An 18,532-nucleotide genomic window follows, 5' to 3' on the forward strand; every position below is an offset into this window, starting at 1 on the left:
AATTCAAATAAAATATGTAAAAATTGGACCCTTTTTACTATTCCTACAATTCAAAACGTTATAATATATACACTATGAATATATTGAATCAGGAAGGGAACGTCTGTATATGTATCAATCTATGTTTACGATTGCTATCACCATCACGATTATGACGGTTTTTTTAGTTATTATCTTATCAAAGCGTAACCCTTTCATCGTATTTAAGATTTTATGGGATAGCCGAAAGAACAAAAAATCATGGATTCATTTTGCATTACTTGGGACTATACTTTTAATCAATAAACTGGAATTGCAAATAGAGAGCAATTTTATTCATATCGGGGACTATTCTCATATTATTCAGCAGTATGAAGGGCAATTACTGGCTAATTTCCAAAACCTATTGTATAATATTTGGTTAACAGAAATCACAACTTTTTTCTACATCATTATATTTGTCACTTTGATTTCAACATCATTTGTCCTCTATTTCATCCAACAAAACAAGCAATTATTCTATACATTTATTTATGCCGTTGGGCTGAATTATCTTATTGCCATACCCTTTTATCTTTTTTTACCTGTTAATGAGGTATGGTATGTCCATTCTCAGGTACACTTTTTAATCCCGGAAGTTTATCCGGACTTTGAGACTCAATATCGGAATGTATCAGGATTGAATAACTGTTTCCCAAGCCTGCATAACTCGATTTCACTGACTTTATTATTCTTAAGCTATAAGTCGAACAATAAGCCTTTTAAATGGTTTATGACTGGCAGTGTGGGAATAATCATGTTCTCCACTATTTATCTTGGCATACACTGGCTGACAGATATGGCTGCAGGAGTACTTCTTGCTATTACAGCCTTTACGATGGCCAATTTGATCTCTATATTGGTAAGTAAGTCTGCGCGAATGGAAGGGAAAATGACACCCAACCTGCTTTTCATCAAAAATAAAACCGTATCTTCAAAGATTAAATCCGAAAAGCAAGCGAACTAATGTTGAATTATCAACCTAATAGGACTTTAAAGACTTATTCGAAGAGACACCTAAAATTTCCGCTTCTTTATCAGGAAAAGAAAAATCATAGATTAAATCTTATTAAAAAGGAACCATATAAAAGCGGCATCGTTGTTGACGATGCCGTTCAAAATTATTAATGGTTTTCATATAAAGTTCCAAAGAGATTCATTAGAATAACCACTTGCTATGCTGAATAAATTCAAAAAAAATATAAAGCGAATACACAATTATTTATTTCAATAAATCTCCTCATTCAATCTCTATCTTTTACAAATGGACGGGTATTCTTTCAAACTCTAATAGAAATTAAATTCCCTTCACTTTTCCACCATCGACTAATAATACTTGTCCGGTTACATACGTATTGAGCATTGATAACAGAAATACTGCATAGTTAGCAAATTCCTCTGGTTCTCCGTATCGGCCAAGCGGAATTTGCTTTTGTGCATTTTCTTTTACTTCATCTATGGATAACCCTTGACGCTCGGCTGTTTTTTCATCCAAATAGGTTATCCTACCTGTGGATATAACACCAGGTGCAATCGTATTTATTAAGATATGGTCCTGAGCAAATTCAGATGCTAATGTTTTCGTTAAACCGGTAATACCAAGGCGGAATGTATTGGATAACAGCAATCCCTGAATTGGTTCCTTAACAGAAATAGAAGCCATATTAAGAATCCTTCCACCCTGATCTTTCATATAAGGATACACTTCTCGAATCATTCGAACATAGCTTAATAAATTCAATTCAAACGAGTTTTGCCAGTCCTCATCAGATAATTCCATAAATGTCCCTGCCGGCGGTCCTCCTGCATTATTGAGTAGAATATCAATTGTTCCAAACTCTTGCACCGTTTTCCTTACCAAGTCCTTAATTTGTTCAGGCCTTGTAATGTCAACTTCACAATAGACAACCCTGCTTTTTTTGTTTAAAGGGATTAGTTCATTTGCCACTTTTTCTAACTTGTTTGCATGTCTGCCAGTTATCATCACATTTGCGCCCTCTTCCACTAACTTTTGCGCAATAGCTTTTCCTAAACCTTGACTAGATGCAACCACTAACGCGTTTTTTCCTGCTAATTTAAGATCCAATCGTTCAACCTCCATTCTTATTCGGATATCTAATTTTTACATTTCGACCAATTGTTTGTCAAAATACAGTATGAATGGGTATAGAAGGGTATAATATCTTATTTCATCCTGATACTAAGGGATGACGTTAAGCAGGAGGCAATGGTACTACTATGAGAAATTCTTGGGAATGTATTGTTATAGGTGGAGGTATTGCCGGCACTCAGGCGGCAATACAAATGGGCAGAAGCCAAATTAATTGTTTAGTTATTGATTCTAAGGAAGCAGGACGGTCTAATTTATGTAAGGATTATCGAAATATCATCGGATGGCCTGAAGGCGTCAGTGGTGAAGAATTACGAAAAAAAGGACAGCAGCAAGCATCTGAAACAGGAGTTACATTCATCAAATCTGATGTGAAGCAAATATCTAAAAGAGATGATGAATTTTTGATAACGACTGATAACGAAACGTATCAAACCAAGACTATTTTACTGGCTACAGGCGTTACCGATCGGATACCTGATATCCCCAATATAAGAGAGTGCTTGGGCAGCACCATTTATATATGCACAGATTGTGATGGCTACGAAGCGATGGATAAAAAAATTATTGTGATGGGTGCTGGTGATCCAGGTGCCAATCTTGCAGTATCTTTATTAAATTGGACGGATGTTATAACCTATATCAATCATGAGAAAACACCTGTCTCAGCGGACATTCTATCTAAACTTAACCAACATCATATTACGTACTTAGAAGAGGAAATAGAATCTGTGTCAAAAGAATCAGAGGACTTTTTTACAGGCGTCCATTTAAAAAATGGTGAATCCCTGCAAGCTGATCGAGCTTTTATCGGCTTTGGCGGCAATAAAGTTCATACAGAATTGGCCAGTCAAATTGGTGTTCATATAGAGAATAACAGACATATTAAAGTGGATGCACGAACAAAAGAAACCAATGTTAAAAATGTATGGGCAGCGGGAGATATTGTATCGCACTCCGAACAGGCCACGATTGCCATGGGGGATGCGACACAGGCGGCCATTTGGATCAATAAGCGATTAATGGAATACAAACGAAAAGGATTGTTATAGACCAGTATATTGGTTATTTTAGAAAGAGAGAGCGGATATTAAACCCCGCTCTCTCTTTTTTTTGTTTATTTAAAGATAATGGTTGCCAAAGTTTTCAGTACTTTGTAGGATTCTCGTATAGTTGCATTACGTTTATTTGGTTATATGGTAAAATTAGGTTATCTATTTTAAAAGGAGGGCGTAAATGGTCAAGCATCCCATCGAAAACAAAAAAACATTATTTGAATTTAGTTTTAATATAGTATCTTTAATCCTACTTATAATCATTTTTGTATACATAATGATTAGATGGTCAGATATACCCAATAGTATTCCTATGACATTCGATTCGAACGGTCATGTTTCACATTGGGGGGAGAAAAAAAGCATTTTAGCTCTTCCGTTCTTCGGATTATTAATTTGGTTTGTATTCAATTTCATTGAAAAGGATCCGCATAATATTAACCTACCTTTGTATCGAAATGACGATAAATCGAAAGAGTTAAAATACAATAGAATTCTCGTAAATGCAATTAAAAATGGCATTGTAATTTGTTTTGTCATAGCTAACTGGAGAATTATCCTATCGGTTTTGTAATAAGCAGAGACACAAAAAGAGGACCCAATCTTAAAGGTCCTCGTCTAATCCATTAAAAGCATCACTCTCTTTAAACATAGCCTTATTTAAAAATATATCTCGTATGCGCTTGATATACATCATCTTTTTTAAGTGTGACCGGAGGGAAATCAGGTTGGTTAATAGCATCTGGGAATCCCTGTGTTTCCAAACATATAGCCATATGATGATGCGGACGGACACCCCTGATTTCATAATCCCCTTCCGATTGATTGCAAGTATAAATAACAACGGCTGGTTGGTCCGTTTCCACTAATAATTTACGTCCACTCTCAGGATCGTATAATTCTATTTCTCTATTAAAATTGGAATCCAAAACGAACGGATGGTCAAAGCCATTGCCTGCTAACTCATTTTGTTTGTAGCCACTATCGACACCTTGAGAAATCGGCTTGCTATTCGTAAAATCAAACGGTGTTCCCTCGACAGGAATTAATCGACCAGTCGGAATAGAATCTTCCTTAAGCTCAATATATCGACTGCTTTCGAGCTGTAATTCGTGATTTTTGATTGTTTTGCTCAAGTCACCACTTAAATTAAAATATGTATGATTCGTTAAATTGATGATCGTATCTTCATCGGTGGTAGCTTTATAGCGAATATCAAGCTGATTGTTTTCATTTACTAAATAAGTCGTTGTAACCTCTACCTTGCCAGGGAATCCTTCTTCTCCTGCTTTACTTGTATAGCTGAATTCAACCCCAACAGCATCCTTTTCTTCTACTACTTTATAATCCCAAAGAACATGGCTAAACCCCTTAACCCCTCCATGCAGGTGGTTATCCCCCTCGTTTTTAGTGATCTGGTAGGACTTCCCGTTAAGAGTGAACTGACTATTTGCGATTCGTCCTGCAATTCTGCCGACAACCGCTCCAAAATAAGGTGAATGATTCTCGTAATCTTCCATACAATCAAACCCCAATACGACATTCTCCATATTTCCCTCACGGTCAGGAGCAATAATATCTGTAATCACACAACCATAATTTATAAAACGAACGGTAAATCCTGATTTATTAGTAATTGAAAATTGCACAACTTCCTGATTCTCAATTTCACCAAATACCTTCTGTTCAATTTGCATGTACTTTCTCTCCTTATCATATAGAGGTGTAACCTAATTTTATATTTTGTATGTATTCCTTCACAACAAACGTGATTGAAAACGCTATTATTAGTCTATTTCAGAAGATATAAATTGTGCAAATAAACAGGCATTAGAAAATATATAAATCTCTAATACCTGCTCCTTTTTTATTGATTATCTATTAATCGTTTCAATCTCCCGTTTAACTGGCATTAATAAGGTCCGCGAATATAATCATGTACTTCATTCATATAAAACGTTTGCAGCCTATCTAACTCTTCTTTTGAAAAGGATTTAGTTTGAATCGCCTTTAAATTTTGGTCAACTTGTTGCGCATTTTTAAAACCAGGTATTGCACATGTAATTTCTTCATGGTCCAGAATCCATCGTAAAGCTGAATTAGCCATGGTACCTCTTCCATCCGCAATCCAGGAAAGCTGATTGCTAAGCTCAACTCCTTTTGAAAACTCAAGTCCTGCAAATGTTTCACCAACATTAAATTTTTCTCCATTTGCATTAAAGCTACGGTGATCATTTTCTTCAAATTTTGTTTGGGTGCTGAATTTTCCTGTTAGCAAACCACTGGCCAGTGGTACGCGGGCTAATATACCAACCCCCTGTTTTTTAGCTGTCGGGAAGAGTTCTTCAAGCGGTTTTTGCCGGAATATATTGAAAATGACCTGTAATGCTCTGACACCTGGAATGGTAAGACAGAATAAACCTTCTTCAACAGTCTCTACGCTCACGCCATAATGGCGAATTTTCCCTTCCTGCTGAAGCTTATCCAGCACAGTAAATACATCCGTATTCTTTAAAATATGTAAGGGCGGACAATGAATTTGATATACGTCAATCCGTTCGCGGCCAAGCCTTTTGAGACTGCCCTCACAATATGCCCGAATTGCCTCTTCCGAATATGTATCTGGATCATGAATATCACCGGCTCGACAAAATTTCGTAGCAATATGGATCGTATCCTCTTTGCCTTTCGTCGCTTCCCTTAACAGTTCTTCGCTTCTACCACTTCCGTATACATCCGCCGTATCAAAGAAGTTAACTCCATTCTCCATAGCGCGATTTAAACCAAGAAGAGCATCCTGGGTATCAGCCTTTCCCCAATCACCGCCAATTCCCCATGTCCCAAAACTAATCTCACTTACAGATAAATCGGTATTGCCAAGTCTGCGATAATTCACTTTCCAAACACCTCTTTTTGTTAAAATAAACTTACGATGATTTATTTTTATTATACACGTCAAACCCTACAGCTAGCAACAATACCAGTCCTTTAATTGTCTGTTGATAATCCACGCCTAAGCCAATTAACGACATACCATTGTTTAATACACCCATTACCAAACCACCAACGACAGCGCCTATAACAGTCCCTATACCGCCATATGCGGATGCCCCGCCAATAAAGACCGCAGCGATCGCATCCAATTCAAAAGAGTTACCCGCTTTAGGAGTTGCTGCATTCAACCGAGCTGCAAATAATAATCCTGATAAGGCAGATAATACACCCATGTTTACAAATACCCAGAAGGTAAGCCATTTTGTTTTAATACCTGATAATTTTGCTGCTTTTTCATTACCGCCAAGCGCATATAAATGTCGACCAGGGACTGTTTTATTTGTAAAGAATGAGTAAGCAACAATTAATACAACTAAAATCACCAAAATATTAGGAATACCTTCATATGAAGCTAGGAAATAAGCAAATATATTCATTACTGCTACTATAAATACCAGTTTTAAAGCAAATAACCACATTGGAAGTACTTCAAAATTGTAAGACTGTTGTTTTTTACGCTTTCTAAATTCACTCCATAATAGTACGAGAGATATTAAAACTCCGACAATCATAGTCAGTAAATCTAATTCTCCTGTTTTATTCAGCCCCGGTATAAACCCTGTACTCATTTGGCGGAAGGACTCAGGAAACGGAGCAATGGATTGCCCATTGAGAACAAGCATAGTAAGTCCGCGGAAAATCAGCATCCCTGCGAGTGTAACGATAAATGCTGGGATTTTAAGGAATGCAACCCAAAATCCATGCCAAGCTCCTATTAAAGCTCCTATAATAAGACAAAGAATGACAGATAACCAAACCGGCATGTTCATTTCAATCATAAATATCGCTGACATAGCTCCAACAAAGGCTACAATCGAACCAACGGAAAGATCGATATGCCCCAATATAATGACCAACAACATCCCGATTGCTAAAACAAGAATATAACTATTTTGCAGAATAAGATTTGTAATATTAAGAGGTTTTAGTAATATGCCATCCGTTAATACTTGAAATAGCACCATGATAAAGATCAGAGCCAATACCATTCCATACTGTCTTATATTATTTTTCAATAAACTAGTCAGTGTTTTCACAGCTGTTCCACCCCTGTTCTGGTCATGTATTTCATAATTTTTTCTTGTGAAGCTTCATTCCGGTCAAATTCTGCGGTAAATGTGCCCTCACGCATGACATAAATTCTGTCGCATATTCCTAATATCTCAGGCAGTTCTGATGAAATGACCAATACTCCCATTCCTTTGTCGGCCAATTCATTAATAATAGAATAAATTTCATACTTTGCCCCAACGTCAATCCCACGTGTTGGTTCATCCAAAATCAAGATTTCCGGTTCAGCAAAAATCCACTTGCTTAACACGACTTTTTGTTGATTTCCTCCACTTAGATTCATTGCTTTTTGTAAGATACTTGGGCTCTTTATATTCATTTTTTTGCGATATTGCTCTGCTTCAATAATTTCCTGATTATCATTTACAACTAGTTTTTGAGATATTTTACCCAGATTTGCCAATGTGATATTCGTTTTAATATCTTCTTCCAATACAAGTCCATATGATTTACGGTCTTCAGTTACGTAAGCAATGCCATTATCGATTGCTTGTGTAATATTTTTCAGCTTCAGTTCTTTTCCCTTTTTAATTATTTGGCCTGAGATTTTTTTACCATAAGCCTTTCCAAACAAACTCATCGCCAGCTCGGTTCTCCCAGCTCCCATTAATCCGGCTATGCCAATAATTTCACCGCTTTTTATTTGGAAACTTACATCATCAACCACGTTACGATCGGAATTGTTTTCATCCTGAACCGTCCAGTTTTTCACTTCTAATATGGTTTCTCCAATATTTGGTGTGTGTTCAGGATACCGATTCGTTAAGTCACGTCCTACCATCCCCTTAATGATTCGGTCCTCCGTAACACCTTTTTTCATATCAAGAGTTTCGATAGTTTTACCATCACGAAGGATGGTTATCGAATCGGCCACCTTTGCAATCTCATTTAATTTATGAGAGATTATTATGGAGGTCATTCCTTGTTTCTTAAATTCAAGCATTAAATTTAAGAGATTTTCACTATCATTCTCATTTAAAGCTGCAGTTGGTTCATCTAATATAAGTAATTTCACTTTCTTGGATAATGCCTTTGCTATTTCAACTAATTGTTGCTTTCCTACACCCAGTTGATTAACCGGTGTATTCGGTGATTCATTTAACCCAACAATTTTCAGTAAGTCTAATGTTTTTACAATTGTTTCATTAAAATTTATGATTCCATGTTTTGTTTGTTCATTGCCTATAAATATATTTTCAGAGATAGATAGATAAGGGATTAAAGCCAATTCTTGATGGATAATTACAATGCCTAGATTTTCACTTTGCTTAATATTTTTAAATTCACACACTTCTCCATTAAATAAGATATCTCCTGAATAAGTGCCATGTGGGTACACTCCACTCAATACTTTCATTAAAGTAGATTTACCAGCTCCATTTTCTCCGCAAAGGGCGTGGATTTCGCCTTCTTTAATTTTTAAATTCACATGGTCAAGAGCTTTTACCCCAGGGAATGTCTTCGTGATATTTTTCATTTCTAATAAAATTGATGACACGCCATTCACCTCAACTGTATAAATTTAGATGCTGTTTAACCGTTTACATTACAATCAAACAGCATCCGCCATCCATTCTGTTAATTGCTTAGCTCTTCTTCTGTGTAATATCCGCTATCGACTAAAATTTCTTTATAATTTTCTTTATCTACTATTACTGGTTCTAAAAGATAAGATGGTACAACCTTGTTTCCATTGTCATATGTTTCAGTGTCATTTACTTCTGCTTCCTTGCCTTTTAGAACTGCATCTGTCATTTCAACTGCTTTTTTAGCCAATGCTCTCGTATCTTTAAAGATGGAAGAGGTTTGTTCACCGGCAATGATTGATTTTACTGATGCCAAATCAGCATCTTGTCCGGTAATAATCGGTAATGGTTTGCTATCCGATCCATAACCAACCCCTTTTAAAGAAGAAATAATACCAATAGCTAATGCATCATTTGGCGATAAGACTGCATCTACACGATCAGATGAATATTGTGAACTTAGTAAGTTGTCCATACGAGTTTGCGCTGTTGCGCCATCCCAGCGTAAAGTAGCAATTTGCTTCATATCTGTTTGTTTACTTTTAACAACCAATTTCCCAGAATCTATGTATGGTTTTAGAACAGACATTGCACCATCATAGAAAAAGTATGCGTTGTTATCGTCTGGAGATCCGCCAAACAATTCAATATTAAATGGTCCTTTGCCGTCCTTAAGACCAAGTTTTTCTTCAATATAAGAGCCTTGTAAAACACCAACTTTGTAGTTATCAAATGTGGCATAATAACTCACATTATCTGTCCCTTTAATTAAGCGGTCATAGGATATAACCTTAATATCCTGGTCAGCTGCTTTTTGAAGAACTTCTGTCAATGATTCCCCATCAATAGAGGCGACTACTAAAATATCTACTCCTTTAGTAATCATATTTTCAATTTGGGCAATTTGATTTTCAATGACATCTTCGCCATATTGAAGATCTGTTTTGTAGCCTAGCTTTTCAAACTCTTCGACCATATTTTCTCCATCAAATACCCAACGCTCTGATGACTTTGTCGGCATAGCGATTCCAACAAACCCTTTTTCATCACCGCTGGATTTTTCATCGCTGCCACATGCTGCTAAGGTAAGTACCAGTGCAAACATCATCATTGCAGTAACAAATTTTCTCATGTTTTGAACCTCTCCCTTTTGATAAAAATAAAGGTTTCTAATTTATGCTAGCCCCATAAAGCTTGGAATATAGAAACCTTTGAAAAAAACGAGACCCACTATTTCTTTTATTTGCTTAATTCTTCTTCTGTGTAATATCCGCTATCTACTAAAATTTCTTTGTAATTCTCTTTATCAACTGAAACCGGTTCCAATAGATAAGAAGGTACAACCTTATTTCCATTGTCATATGTTTCAGTATCATTTACTTCCGCTTCCTTACCTTTTAGAACTGCATCAGCCATCTCCACTGCTTTTTTAGCTAATGCTCTCGTATCTTTAAAGATGGTTGAAGTTTGCTCACCGGCAATAATAGATTTTACTGATGCCAACTCAGCATCCTGTCCAGTAATTATTGGTAATGGTTTACTTCCAGTTCCATAACCAACCCCTTTAAGAGAAGAAATAATACCGATACTGATTCCATCAAATGGAGATAAAACGGCATCTACACGATCAGTTGAATATTGTGAACTTAGCAAGTTGTCCATACGAGATTGTGCAGTTGCGCCATCCCAACGCAAAGTAGCAATTTGCTTCATATCTGTTTGTTTGCTTTTAACAACCAATTTCCCTGAGTCTATGTATGGCTTTAAGACAGACATTGCACCATCATAGAAAAAGTATGCATTGTTATCATCTGGAGACCCGCCAAACAACTCAATATTAAAAGGTCCTTTGCCGTCCTTAAGTCCTAGCTTGTCTTCAATGTAGGAGGCTTGTAGAACACCAACCTTGAAGTTATCAAATGTGGCATAATAACTCACATTATCTGTCCCTTTGATTAATCGGTCATAGGAAATAACTTTAATATCTTGATCAGCCGCTTTTTGAAGGACTTCTGTTAAAGATTCCCCATCAATAGAGGCAACTACTAAAATGTCTACTTCTTTAGTAATCATGTTTTCAATTTGGGCAATTTGATTTTCAATAACGTCTTCGCCATATTGCAGATCTGTCTTGTAGCCTAACTTTTCAAATTCCTTGACCATATTTTCTCCATCAAATACCCAGCGCTCCGATGACTTTGTTGGCATGGCAATTCCAACAAACCCTTTTTCTTCCCCACTGGATTTTTCATCGCTGCCACATGCCGCTAAGGTAAATACCAGTACAAACATCATCATTGCAGTAACAAACTTCCTCATGTTATTAACCACTCCCTTTTGTAAAATAAGGCTCTCATTCAATTTATTCCCAAAACATTATGAATATAGAAACCTTTCAAAATAATGCATGCGCTTACATTAATATCATACTACTTGTTAGTACAAGTACGCTACATAAATTATTCTCCTTTGCATATTTTTTACAACCATTTGTGAACAAAATAAAAAACCCATTTTGGTGGGTTTTTAAAAAGAAATTCCTATAATTTTCTCGTTGAATTTCGTAATATTAACTCTGGTTTATAACGGATTGAAGGATCTCCATCTACTTTATTTTCAATCAGCTGGATAATTGTTTCTGCAGCTTGTCTACCCATTTCAAATTGTGGATGTCTGATGGTCGTTAATTTCACTTCAGATGCAGTCGCTAAATTTGAGTCATCGAACCCTACAATGGATAGATCATCAGGTACACTAATTCCATATTCCCTAATAACATCAAGAGCAGACAAAGCTATTTCATCGTTATAACAGAAAAGCCCTGTAGGTCTTTGTTCAGAATTTAGTAGTTTCCTAAATTCTTCATTCAGTACTTTATCTTTTTCTATTGTTGTACAAGGTAGGATCATATTGGGTAAGATGGGGATGCTATACTCCCTATGCGCTTTGATAAATCCCTGCATCCTCTTAACACCTTGCTGGTCATCCGTTTTAAAAATACCAGCAATGCGTCCATGCCCCAATTTAATCAAATGTTCTGTTGCCATATAAGCGCCTAATTCATCATCTACCGTTAATCTATAAGGGTGTAGCTCTGGATAATAAGCATTAATCATTAAATATGGTATTTTTTTCCTCTCTAAATTTAAATAATATTTCAGGTTCGGATTATAATAATTACTTTTAGTCGGTTCTACAATTAAACCGGCAATCCCCCTGTTTGAAATATTCTCCAAACACAACTTTTCTTTATTTAAATCATTATTTGTACTATAAAGGAGCAGAGTATATCCTTTACTGCTTAGATAGGACTCAACTCCATTAATGATGGAGGGGAAGATGTAATTGGATATATATGTAGTCAAAAGAGCAATTGTTTTTTCAGATGGTTGATTTGTGTTCCGGTCAGCACAAAAGGTGCCTGAACCTTGCTCTGTATACAACCAGCCTTCATTTACAAGATCATTAATTGCTTTACGCACTGTATGTCTGCTAACTCCAAATTGCTGAGTTAAACTATATTCAGAACTTATACGCTGATCGGGTATATAATCGCCTTCTTCGATGAGCTTCTTAATCTCCATCTTTACTTGTTCGTATTTTTTCATTATATGAATCACCCCTCACTATGAACAAACGCGAATCATGAATAGTTTACCATAACTTGTAAGTACATGTTAGAGGCGTGAGTCATCCAATTCTTACGATTCTGTAGAGTTTTATAGTTACAGTTTGATTGCCCATTTCAGCTTCCCTGCTAAATAACCTTGAATATACCCCATGTTTATTCTCAAACAGTTCCCTATGTGTACCTGTCTCAATTACTTTTCCATTTTCCATAAAAATAATTCGGTCGGCTGATAGGACAGTGGAAAGTCGATGTAAAATGATCAGGATGGTTTGCGAATTTTACATTTCAAAAAAAAGAGGAGATTAATAAACGGTAAAATATCAAAATGATAGATTTTATAGAGATACTATTAAAAAGAGGGAACGTAAATGAGAGTCTATCATTCTTAATCAGATATATCGCGAACTTCAATTTTATGCCAAATAGACTTCCAATTCTTTTTTGAAATTCGGTCCTTATAAATAACAGCCAGTTCTTTTGACTCACGAAAATGGGGAGTTGGCTTAACCTCTAAATTTATGACATCATCTAATCCATATGGAGCAATAAGGATTAATTTATTCTCATGATCTAACTTTATCCCTAGAGCTGTCGCTGTTTCTGGGAATTTTGATATGGCATCTTGCGAAGAAGTATATGGAGAAAAGTTATTAATCGTATGCATTCTAGCCTCATTTTTCACAGACCAAGGTATATTAGGCATAATACTAATCAATTTATCTCAAATTCTTTTTCCATATCCTCATTAATTATTGATTTATCAAAATAGATAACATCAACATCCGGTGTTTCAGTACGATCTTTAAATCCGTGCAAAGCATCCCAAATCTTTGAACGTATAAATCCTGCACATATCCACCAGTCAGGTAAATTTAATGTGCTTACAGCCTTTATAATCTCCATCATTTTTTCATCGTTTTGAATTAACCTAATAACATCTGCTTCATTCTTTAACATCTTAAAACCACCCACCTTCCACAATCGAACATATATTCCAATTTTAACAAAAATATAATCAGTATGCCGTAATATTTTATGCTTTTAAAAAAACACCTCAAAGCAAAAAAATAGATTCCACTCATCCGTTGGAATCCTGCCCATTTTTATTTTGATATCAATGCCTCTGTCTTAATAAGAATTATGTATACATCATTTGTGAATGATTATAGAAATCTTTCTTTATTTGAGCAGCAATGATATTTTTCTGGATTTCTGAAGTACCTTCATAAATTTTGGTGATTCTTGCATCACGATAAAATCGCTCGATTGGATATCCTTTCATATATCCTAGGCCTCCATGAATCTGAACGGCTTTATCAGCTACTCGATTAAATATTTCTGAACCTAGCAATTTAGACATAGCCGCTTCTTTAACAACATTCTTTCCTTGGTCTACCATCCAGGCAACCTTATAGGTTAATGCACGGAGCGATTCAATGTCCAAGGCCATATCAGCCAAATAGTGCTGGATGATTTGCTGTTCAAAAATCGGCTTTCCGAATTGGTGCCGTTCAAATGCATATTGGACCGATAATTCCAATAATTTTTGACAGGATCCAAGATTCCTAGCGGCCAGACCTACGCGGCCATTAGCTAGAATCTTTAGAGCATTCACATATCCCATTCCTTCTTGCCCCAGAATATGATCTGCCGGAACCTCGCAGTCTTCAAAAAAGATTTCGAAAGAATGAGAGCCTCTCAAGCCCATTTTTTCTTCCTTTTTCCCAATAATCATTCCTTTTGTACCCTTTTCAATCAAAAAGGAAGTAATTCCTTTAGGACCTGCAGCCGGATTGGTCACAGCCATCACGGTAAATAAACCGGCAATTGATGCATTTGTTATATAGTGCTTGGACCCATTTAGAAGATAGCTGTCTCCTTTTCGAACGGCTCTCGTTCTAATCGCAGCAGCATTTGAACCAGCTTCAGGCTCTGTTAAAGCAAATGCACCAATTAATTCTCCAGTTGCCATTTTGGGTAAATATTTTTGCTTCTGTCTATCATTTCCCATCTCAACAACCCCAACAGAGCCAATACCGGTATGTGCTCCAATGATGGTCGTATAGCCATTATGCGTACGGCCAAGCTCCTCATATATGGCACATTTTCCAACCATATCGAGGCCAAGTCCGCCATAGCCTTCCGGAATACTCAAACCAAATAGACCCATGTCCCTGCTTAGCTGCATGATGTCCTCAGGTATATGATCATTTTTCTCGATTAAGTCTGCTTTCGGATCGACCGTTTCATCAATGAAATGTTTGATCATCTTTTTCATTTTTATCGTTTCATCTGATAAGGTAAAGTCCAAACTCGTTCTCTCCCTTCTCTTCTTTTTAATTTGATCTATCCAGCTTTCAAGTGAGTCCCAATTGTTTAGAGATAATGACCTTCATAATTTCATTCGAGCCTGCAAAAATGGATGTGACTGGTATATCTCTATACCGTCTGGCAATTTTGTATTCCTCCATATAGCCATAACCGCCATGAAGCTGCATACATTGGGTGGAGACACGTTTTGCCATCTCTGTCGTCCACCATTTAGCCATACTTACTTCCTTCACAATTTCTTTTCCATCAATATGTTTTTTGATTAAATCATCGACAAAAGTCCGACCAAACTTTATTTCTGTAGCAATTTCGGCCAGCGTAAATTGAGTGTTCTGAAATTGGCTGATTGGCTTTCCAAAGGCATCTCTCTCTTTTACATATTGTATGGTTAATTGAAGCATATCTTCAGCAGCTACGACCGCATTTGTTGCGCATAAGAGCCGTTCCTCCTGAAGATTCATCATCATATAGCGGAAGCCTTTTCCTTCTTCTCCTAATCGATTTGAGACTGGCACTATACAATCTTCAAATATTAGCCCACTCGTATCCTGACTGTGCATTCCCACCTTATTTAACTTCCTCCCACGCGTAAACCCTGGGGTATCTCGTTCAACTAATATAAGACTGATTCCTTTATGTCTTGGTTCAGCTTTTGGATCCGTTTTACAGGCAACAATTATCAAATCAGAATGGATTCCATTTGTAATAAATGTTTTCTGACCATTTAATATATACTGATTACCTTTACGGATAGCCGTCGTTTGGATGCTTGCCAAATCTGATCCAGCCCCTGGTTCTGTCATTGCAATCGAAGTAATCAGTTCCCCTTTAACGCATTTTTTCAAAAATCTATGCTTTTGTTCCTCATTGCCAAATGTATGTAAATAAGGAACAATGATATTGCTGTAAGTTCCTATGCCCGTCAAACCAGCTCCTATTTTTGCTAATTCTTCACTTAAAATAATAGCAAAGCCAAAATCAGTACCCATTCCGCCATACTCCACACTGACCCACGGGCAAATAAAACCTTGTTCACCCATCTTCTCCCAAAAGGATCGAGGGATCAATCTCTCCTCTTCCCATGTTTCAAAATAGGGAACAGCTTCTTTTTGTAAAAAACTCACGAGTGATTTCCTGAACATTTCATGTTCATCAGTAAAAAATGGCCGTCTTGCCCTTTTTATCTGATCCTGTTTCACCTTGATTGACACCTAAACCCCTCCATGTAAAAAAGATTATTGCTACAACTGTGATGTAAGATTAGCACTTAAACTTTCTCTGAAATTCGGGTGTACGATGTTCAGCATTTGCTGTCTTCGTTCTTTAAGTGATTTGCCAAACAAGGAAGCAATTCCGTACTCTGTCACAATATAATCAATCTCTGATTTTAAGGATGTAACAGAAGATACAGTATTTTTTATTCTCGACCTAGTACCTCCCATTGCAGTCGCTGGAAGGGCAATAATAGCTTTTCCACCTTTTGAAAGTCTGGCCCCACGAATAAAATCCATTTGGCCGCCAACTCCAGCTAATGGATAATTGCCAATTTGCTCAGCATTTATTTGTCCTGTCAAATCGACTTCCAAAGCTGAGTTAATTGAATAGAAATCCGTAATCTTTGAAATTTGTAAGCTATTATGTGTAAAATCTGCTGGGTATAAGCAAATATCCTTATTGAGGTTGGCGAAGCTATATAACTGCTGACTTCCAGTTAAAGTGGTACAAACCGTTTTACCAGTCATCACTTCTTTTCTTTCATTAGTAATAACTCCTCGCTTCATCATTTCCATGACACCGTCTGTTATAGTACCGGAATGAACACCCAATCCCTTCTTTTCCTTAAGGGCCAAAAGAACGGCATCTGCAATTCTACCTATCCCAACTTGAATCGTTGCATAATCAGGGATTAATTGTGCAACATTTTTACCGATTGCCTCTTCTATTTTGTTTGGAAATCCAGATGAAATCGTCAATAAACTATCATTTGATTCAACAAAATAATCAATCTCTGATACATGAATTTCTGAATCCCCAAATGTCCTGGGAAGATTGCTATTGACCTGAGCAATGACTTTACCAGCATGTTTACTAAGTGAATGGATAATATCGACTGAGATTCCCAGATTACAATAACCATTTTGATTGGGAGGAGTAACCTGAATCATGGCAAAATCAATTTTATTTGTTTCCACCCATACCGGTAACTCGGATAAATTCAAAGGTATATAATCACCATTTCCTGCATGAAAAACTCCCTTTAATAATGAAGATCCAAGGAATGTCCTGATAAAAAAATGAGGATTCCCCTCCGATTCAGCATACAAGCAGGGACTTCCAACAATACAAGTGTATAAATTTAATAAATGAAACCGTTCCTTTTGCCGAATAAGTTCCTTTACCAGCTGTTGCGGTTCATTACAAAAAGGTGCCAAAAAGACATTGTGAGAGGAGTCTATAAGAGAGATTGCTTTTTCTGCAGTGACGATACGTGAACGGTAAAGATCCAAATCCAACTCTTTCTTCTCTTGCATGGCCTAAACCTGGAGATTCTCAACAATGGAGGATATTCCCAAACCTCCGCCGATGCAAAAGGTGACCAAGCCATATTTTTCTCCCCTGCGCTCCATTTCATGAATAAGCTTGGTCATTAAAATACCTCCAGTACCTCCGATTGGATGGCCAAGCGCAATCGCTCCGCCATTTACATTCAATCGTTTCGTATCCAAATCCATTTCTTTAATCACAGCTAAGGTTTGAGCAGCGAATGCTTCGTTTAATTCTATCAGCCCTATATCCTCTAACTTCAATCCGGCTAGCTTCAGTGCTTTTCTCGTAGCTGGTGCAGGACCGATTCCCATAATATCTGGAGAAACACCGGCAACTGCCTGAGCAATGATTTTTGCTTTACATTTATAGCCCTTTTGAATAGCTGTTTCTTCTGCCATTAGCATAACCAACCCCGCGCCATCATTCCGTCCGCTTGAATTCCCTGCCGTTACAGTCCCATTTTTCTTAAAAACAGGTTTAAGCCGCGCCAATTGCTCCATACTCGTTTTTCTTGGATGTTCATCCACTTTAAATATTTCTGTCCCTTTCTTCGTCTTTATCTGATATGGAATGATCTGATCATTAAACAGGCCAGAAGAAATAGCACGTTCAGCCTTTTCTTGACTTAAAAGCGCATATTCATCCTGCTCTTCTCTGGTGATTGAATATTTTTCGGCAAGGTTTTCTGCTGTCATCCCCATGGTTAAATGACCGTATGTCTCGATTGGTTGTGCACGCGGCTGACTTTCCGTATTGGAATCAAGGATTTCCGTATTACCTGTGCCAAACCCATAACGAGCATTACGTAAATAGAATGGTGCCTGACTCATACTTTCAGCACCACCGGCAATTACTATGTCCGATAAACCGCACATGATTTGCTGGACACCATTATGAATAGCCTGCACTCCTGATCCGCATTGGCGATGGACCGTATAACCCGGTGTTTCTATTGCAAGTCCGGCACGCAATAAAGCTAATCTTGCCAGGTTTGGCTGATCTGTGCTTTGTTTCGCCTGACCGATAATGACTTCATCAATCTCATCTTTCTGTACTCCTGTGCGTTCAATCAATCCGTTTATGGTGGCAGAAGCAAGATAATCCACTTCCTCATTTTTTAACGATCCGCCTATCTTGCCAACCGCCGTCCGAACAGCCTCAACAATCACCGCATTTCTCATACTACATC

General features: G+C 37.1%; 15 protein-coding genes and 1 pseudogene. 3 read left to right on the forward strand and 13 right to left on the reverse strand.

Translation table 11 applies throughout. From position 1 onward, the window contains the following. Positions 1-109: 109 nt before the first annotated feature. Positions 110-985 (forward strand): phosphatase PAP2 family protein, encoded by an 876-nt coding sequence (locus tag F7984_RS10105; RefSeq protein ID WP_066103533.1) that lies wholly within the window; start codon positions 110-112, stop codon positions 983-985. A 330-nt stretch (positions 986-1,315) separates the two neighbouring features. Here F7984_RS10105 and F7984_RS10110 read toward each other — a convergent pair whose 3' ends face one another. Continuing rightward, the gene (locus F7984_RS10110) at positions 1,316-2,104 is read right to left on the reverse strand and encodes an SDR family oxidoreductase (protein ID WP_066103531.1); all 789 of its coding nucleotides are present in this window, start codon (positions 2,102-2,104) and stop codon (positions 1,316-1,318) included. A gap of 152 nt (positions 2,105-2,256) precedes the next feature. On the opposite strand from F7984_RS10110, the gene F7984_RS10115 reads away from it, so the two are divergent. Continuing rightward, positions 2,257-3,180: an NAD(P)/FAD-dependent oxidoreductase gene (locus F7984_RS10115; RefSeq protein ID WP_066103529.1), complete on the forward strand. Its 924-nt coding sequence runs from the start codon at positions 2,257-2,259 to the stop codon at positions 3,178-3,180. 184 nt (positions 3,181-3,364) lie between these two features. After that, complete coding sequence (locus F7984_RS10120) at positions 3,365-3,757, forward strand: DUF1648 domain-containing protein (RefSeq protein ID WP_066103528.1); 393 nt, start codon at positions 3,365-3,367, stop codon at positions 3,755-3,757. An 82-nt stretch (positions 3,758-3,839) separates the two neighbouring features. On the opposite strand, the gene F7984_RS10125 is transcribed toward F7984_RS10120, so the two are convergent. The 12 genes and pseudogenes from F7984_RS10125 to F7984_RS10180 all read right to left on the reverse strand — a co-directional run bounded on the left by F7984_RS10125 (position 3,840) and on the right by F7984_RS10180 (position 18,524). Then, positions 3,840-4,880, reverse strand: a complete 1,041-nt coding sequence (locus F7984_RS10125; protein ID WP_139891872.1) for an aldose epimerase family protein — start codon at positions 4,878-4,880, stop codon at positions 3,840-3,842. Between the two features lie 215 nt (positions 4,881-5,095). Further along, a complete protein-coding gene (locus F7984_RS10130; RefSeq protein ID WP_140461517.1) occupies positions 5,096-6,079 on the reverse strand; it encodes an aldo/keto reductase in 984 nt (327 codons plus the stop codon). A gap of 31 nt (positions 6,080-6,110) precedes the next feature. Next, positions 6,111-7,274, reverse strand: a complete 1,164-nt coding sequence (gene mmsB / locus F7984_RS10135) for a multiple monosaccharide ABC transporter permease (protein ID WP_066103520.1) — start codon at positions 7,272-7,274, stop codon at positions 6,111-6,113. After that, complete coding sequence (gene mmsA / locus F7984_RS10140; protein ID WP_066103518.1) at positions 7,271-8,806, reverse strand: multiple monosaccharide ABC transporter ATP-binding protein; 1,536 nt, start codon at positions 8,804-8,806, stop codon at positions 7,271-7,273. Before mmsA ends, mmsB begins: the two co-directional genes overlap by 4 nt. Positions 8,807-8,886: 80 nt before the next feature. After that, entirely contained in the window at positions 8,887-9,966 is a 1,080-nt protein-coding gene (gene chvE, locus F7984_RS10145; protein WP_066103515.1) for a multiple monosaccharide ABC transporter substrate-binding protein, read from the reverse strand. Positions 9,967-10,073: 107 nt separating this feature from the next. Then, entirely contained in the window at positions 10,074-11,153 is a 1,080-nt protein-coding gene (chvE, locus tag F7984_RS10150; RefSeq protein WP_066103512.1) for a multiple monosaccharide ABC transporter substrate-binding protein, read from the reverse strand. A 221-nt stretch (positions 11,154-11,374) separates the two neighbouring features. Further along, entirely contained in the window at positions 11,375-12,442 is a 1,068-nt protein-coding gene (locus tag F7984_RS10155) for a GntR family transcriptional regulator (RefSeq protein WP_375138406.1), read from the reverse strand. Between the two features lie 408 nt (positions 12,443-12,850). Then, positions 12,851-13,422, reverse strand: a pseudogene (locus tag F7984_RS10160) (nucleotidyltransferase family protein). A gap of 181 nt (positions 13,423-13,603) precedes the next feature. After that, positions 13,604-14,776, reverse strand: coding sequence for an acyl-CoA dehydrogenase family protein (locus F7984_RS10165; RefSeq protein WP_139891871.1), 1,173 nt, complete (start codon positions 14,774-14,776; stop codon positions 13,604-13,606). 46 nt (positions 14,777-14,822) lie between these two features. Then, a complete protein-coding gene (locus F7984_RS10170) occupies positions 14,823-16,007 on the reverse strand; it encodes an acyl-CoA dehydrogenase family protein (RefSeq protein ID WP_258188151.1) in 1,185 nt (394 codons plus the stop codon). Between the two features lie 30 nt (positions 16,008-16,037). Continuing rightward, positions 16,038-17,327 carry an acetyl-CoA hydrolase/transferase family protein gene (locus F7984_RS10175; RefSeq protein WP_140461518.1) on the reverse strand — a complete coding sequence of 430 codons (1,290 nt, stop codon included), beginning with the start codon at positions 17,325-17,327 and terminating at the stop codon, positions 16,038-16,040. A 3-nt stretch (positions 17,328-17,330) separates the two neighbouring features. Beyond that, positions 17,331-18,524, reverse strand: coding sequence for a thiolase family protein (locus F7984_RS10180; protein WP_140461519.1), 1,194 nt, complete (start codon positions 18,522-18,524; stop codon positions 17,331-17,333). Positions 18,525-18,532 lie beyond the last annotated feature (8 nt).

Origin of the sequence: Pradoshia sp. D12 (assembly GCF_008935075.1) — a bacterium.
Lineage (GTDB): Bacteria > Bacillota > Bacilli > Bacillales > Pradoshiaceae > Pradoshia.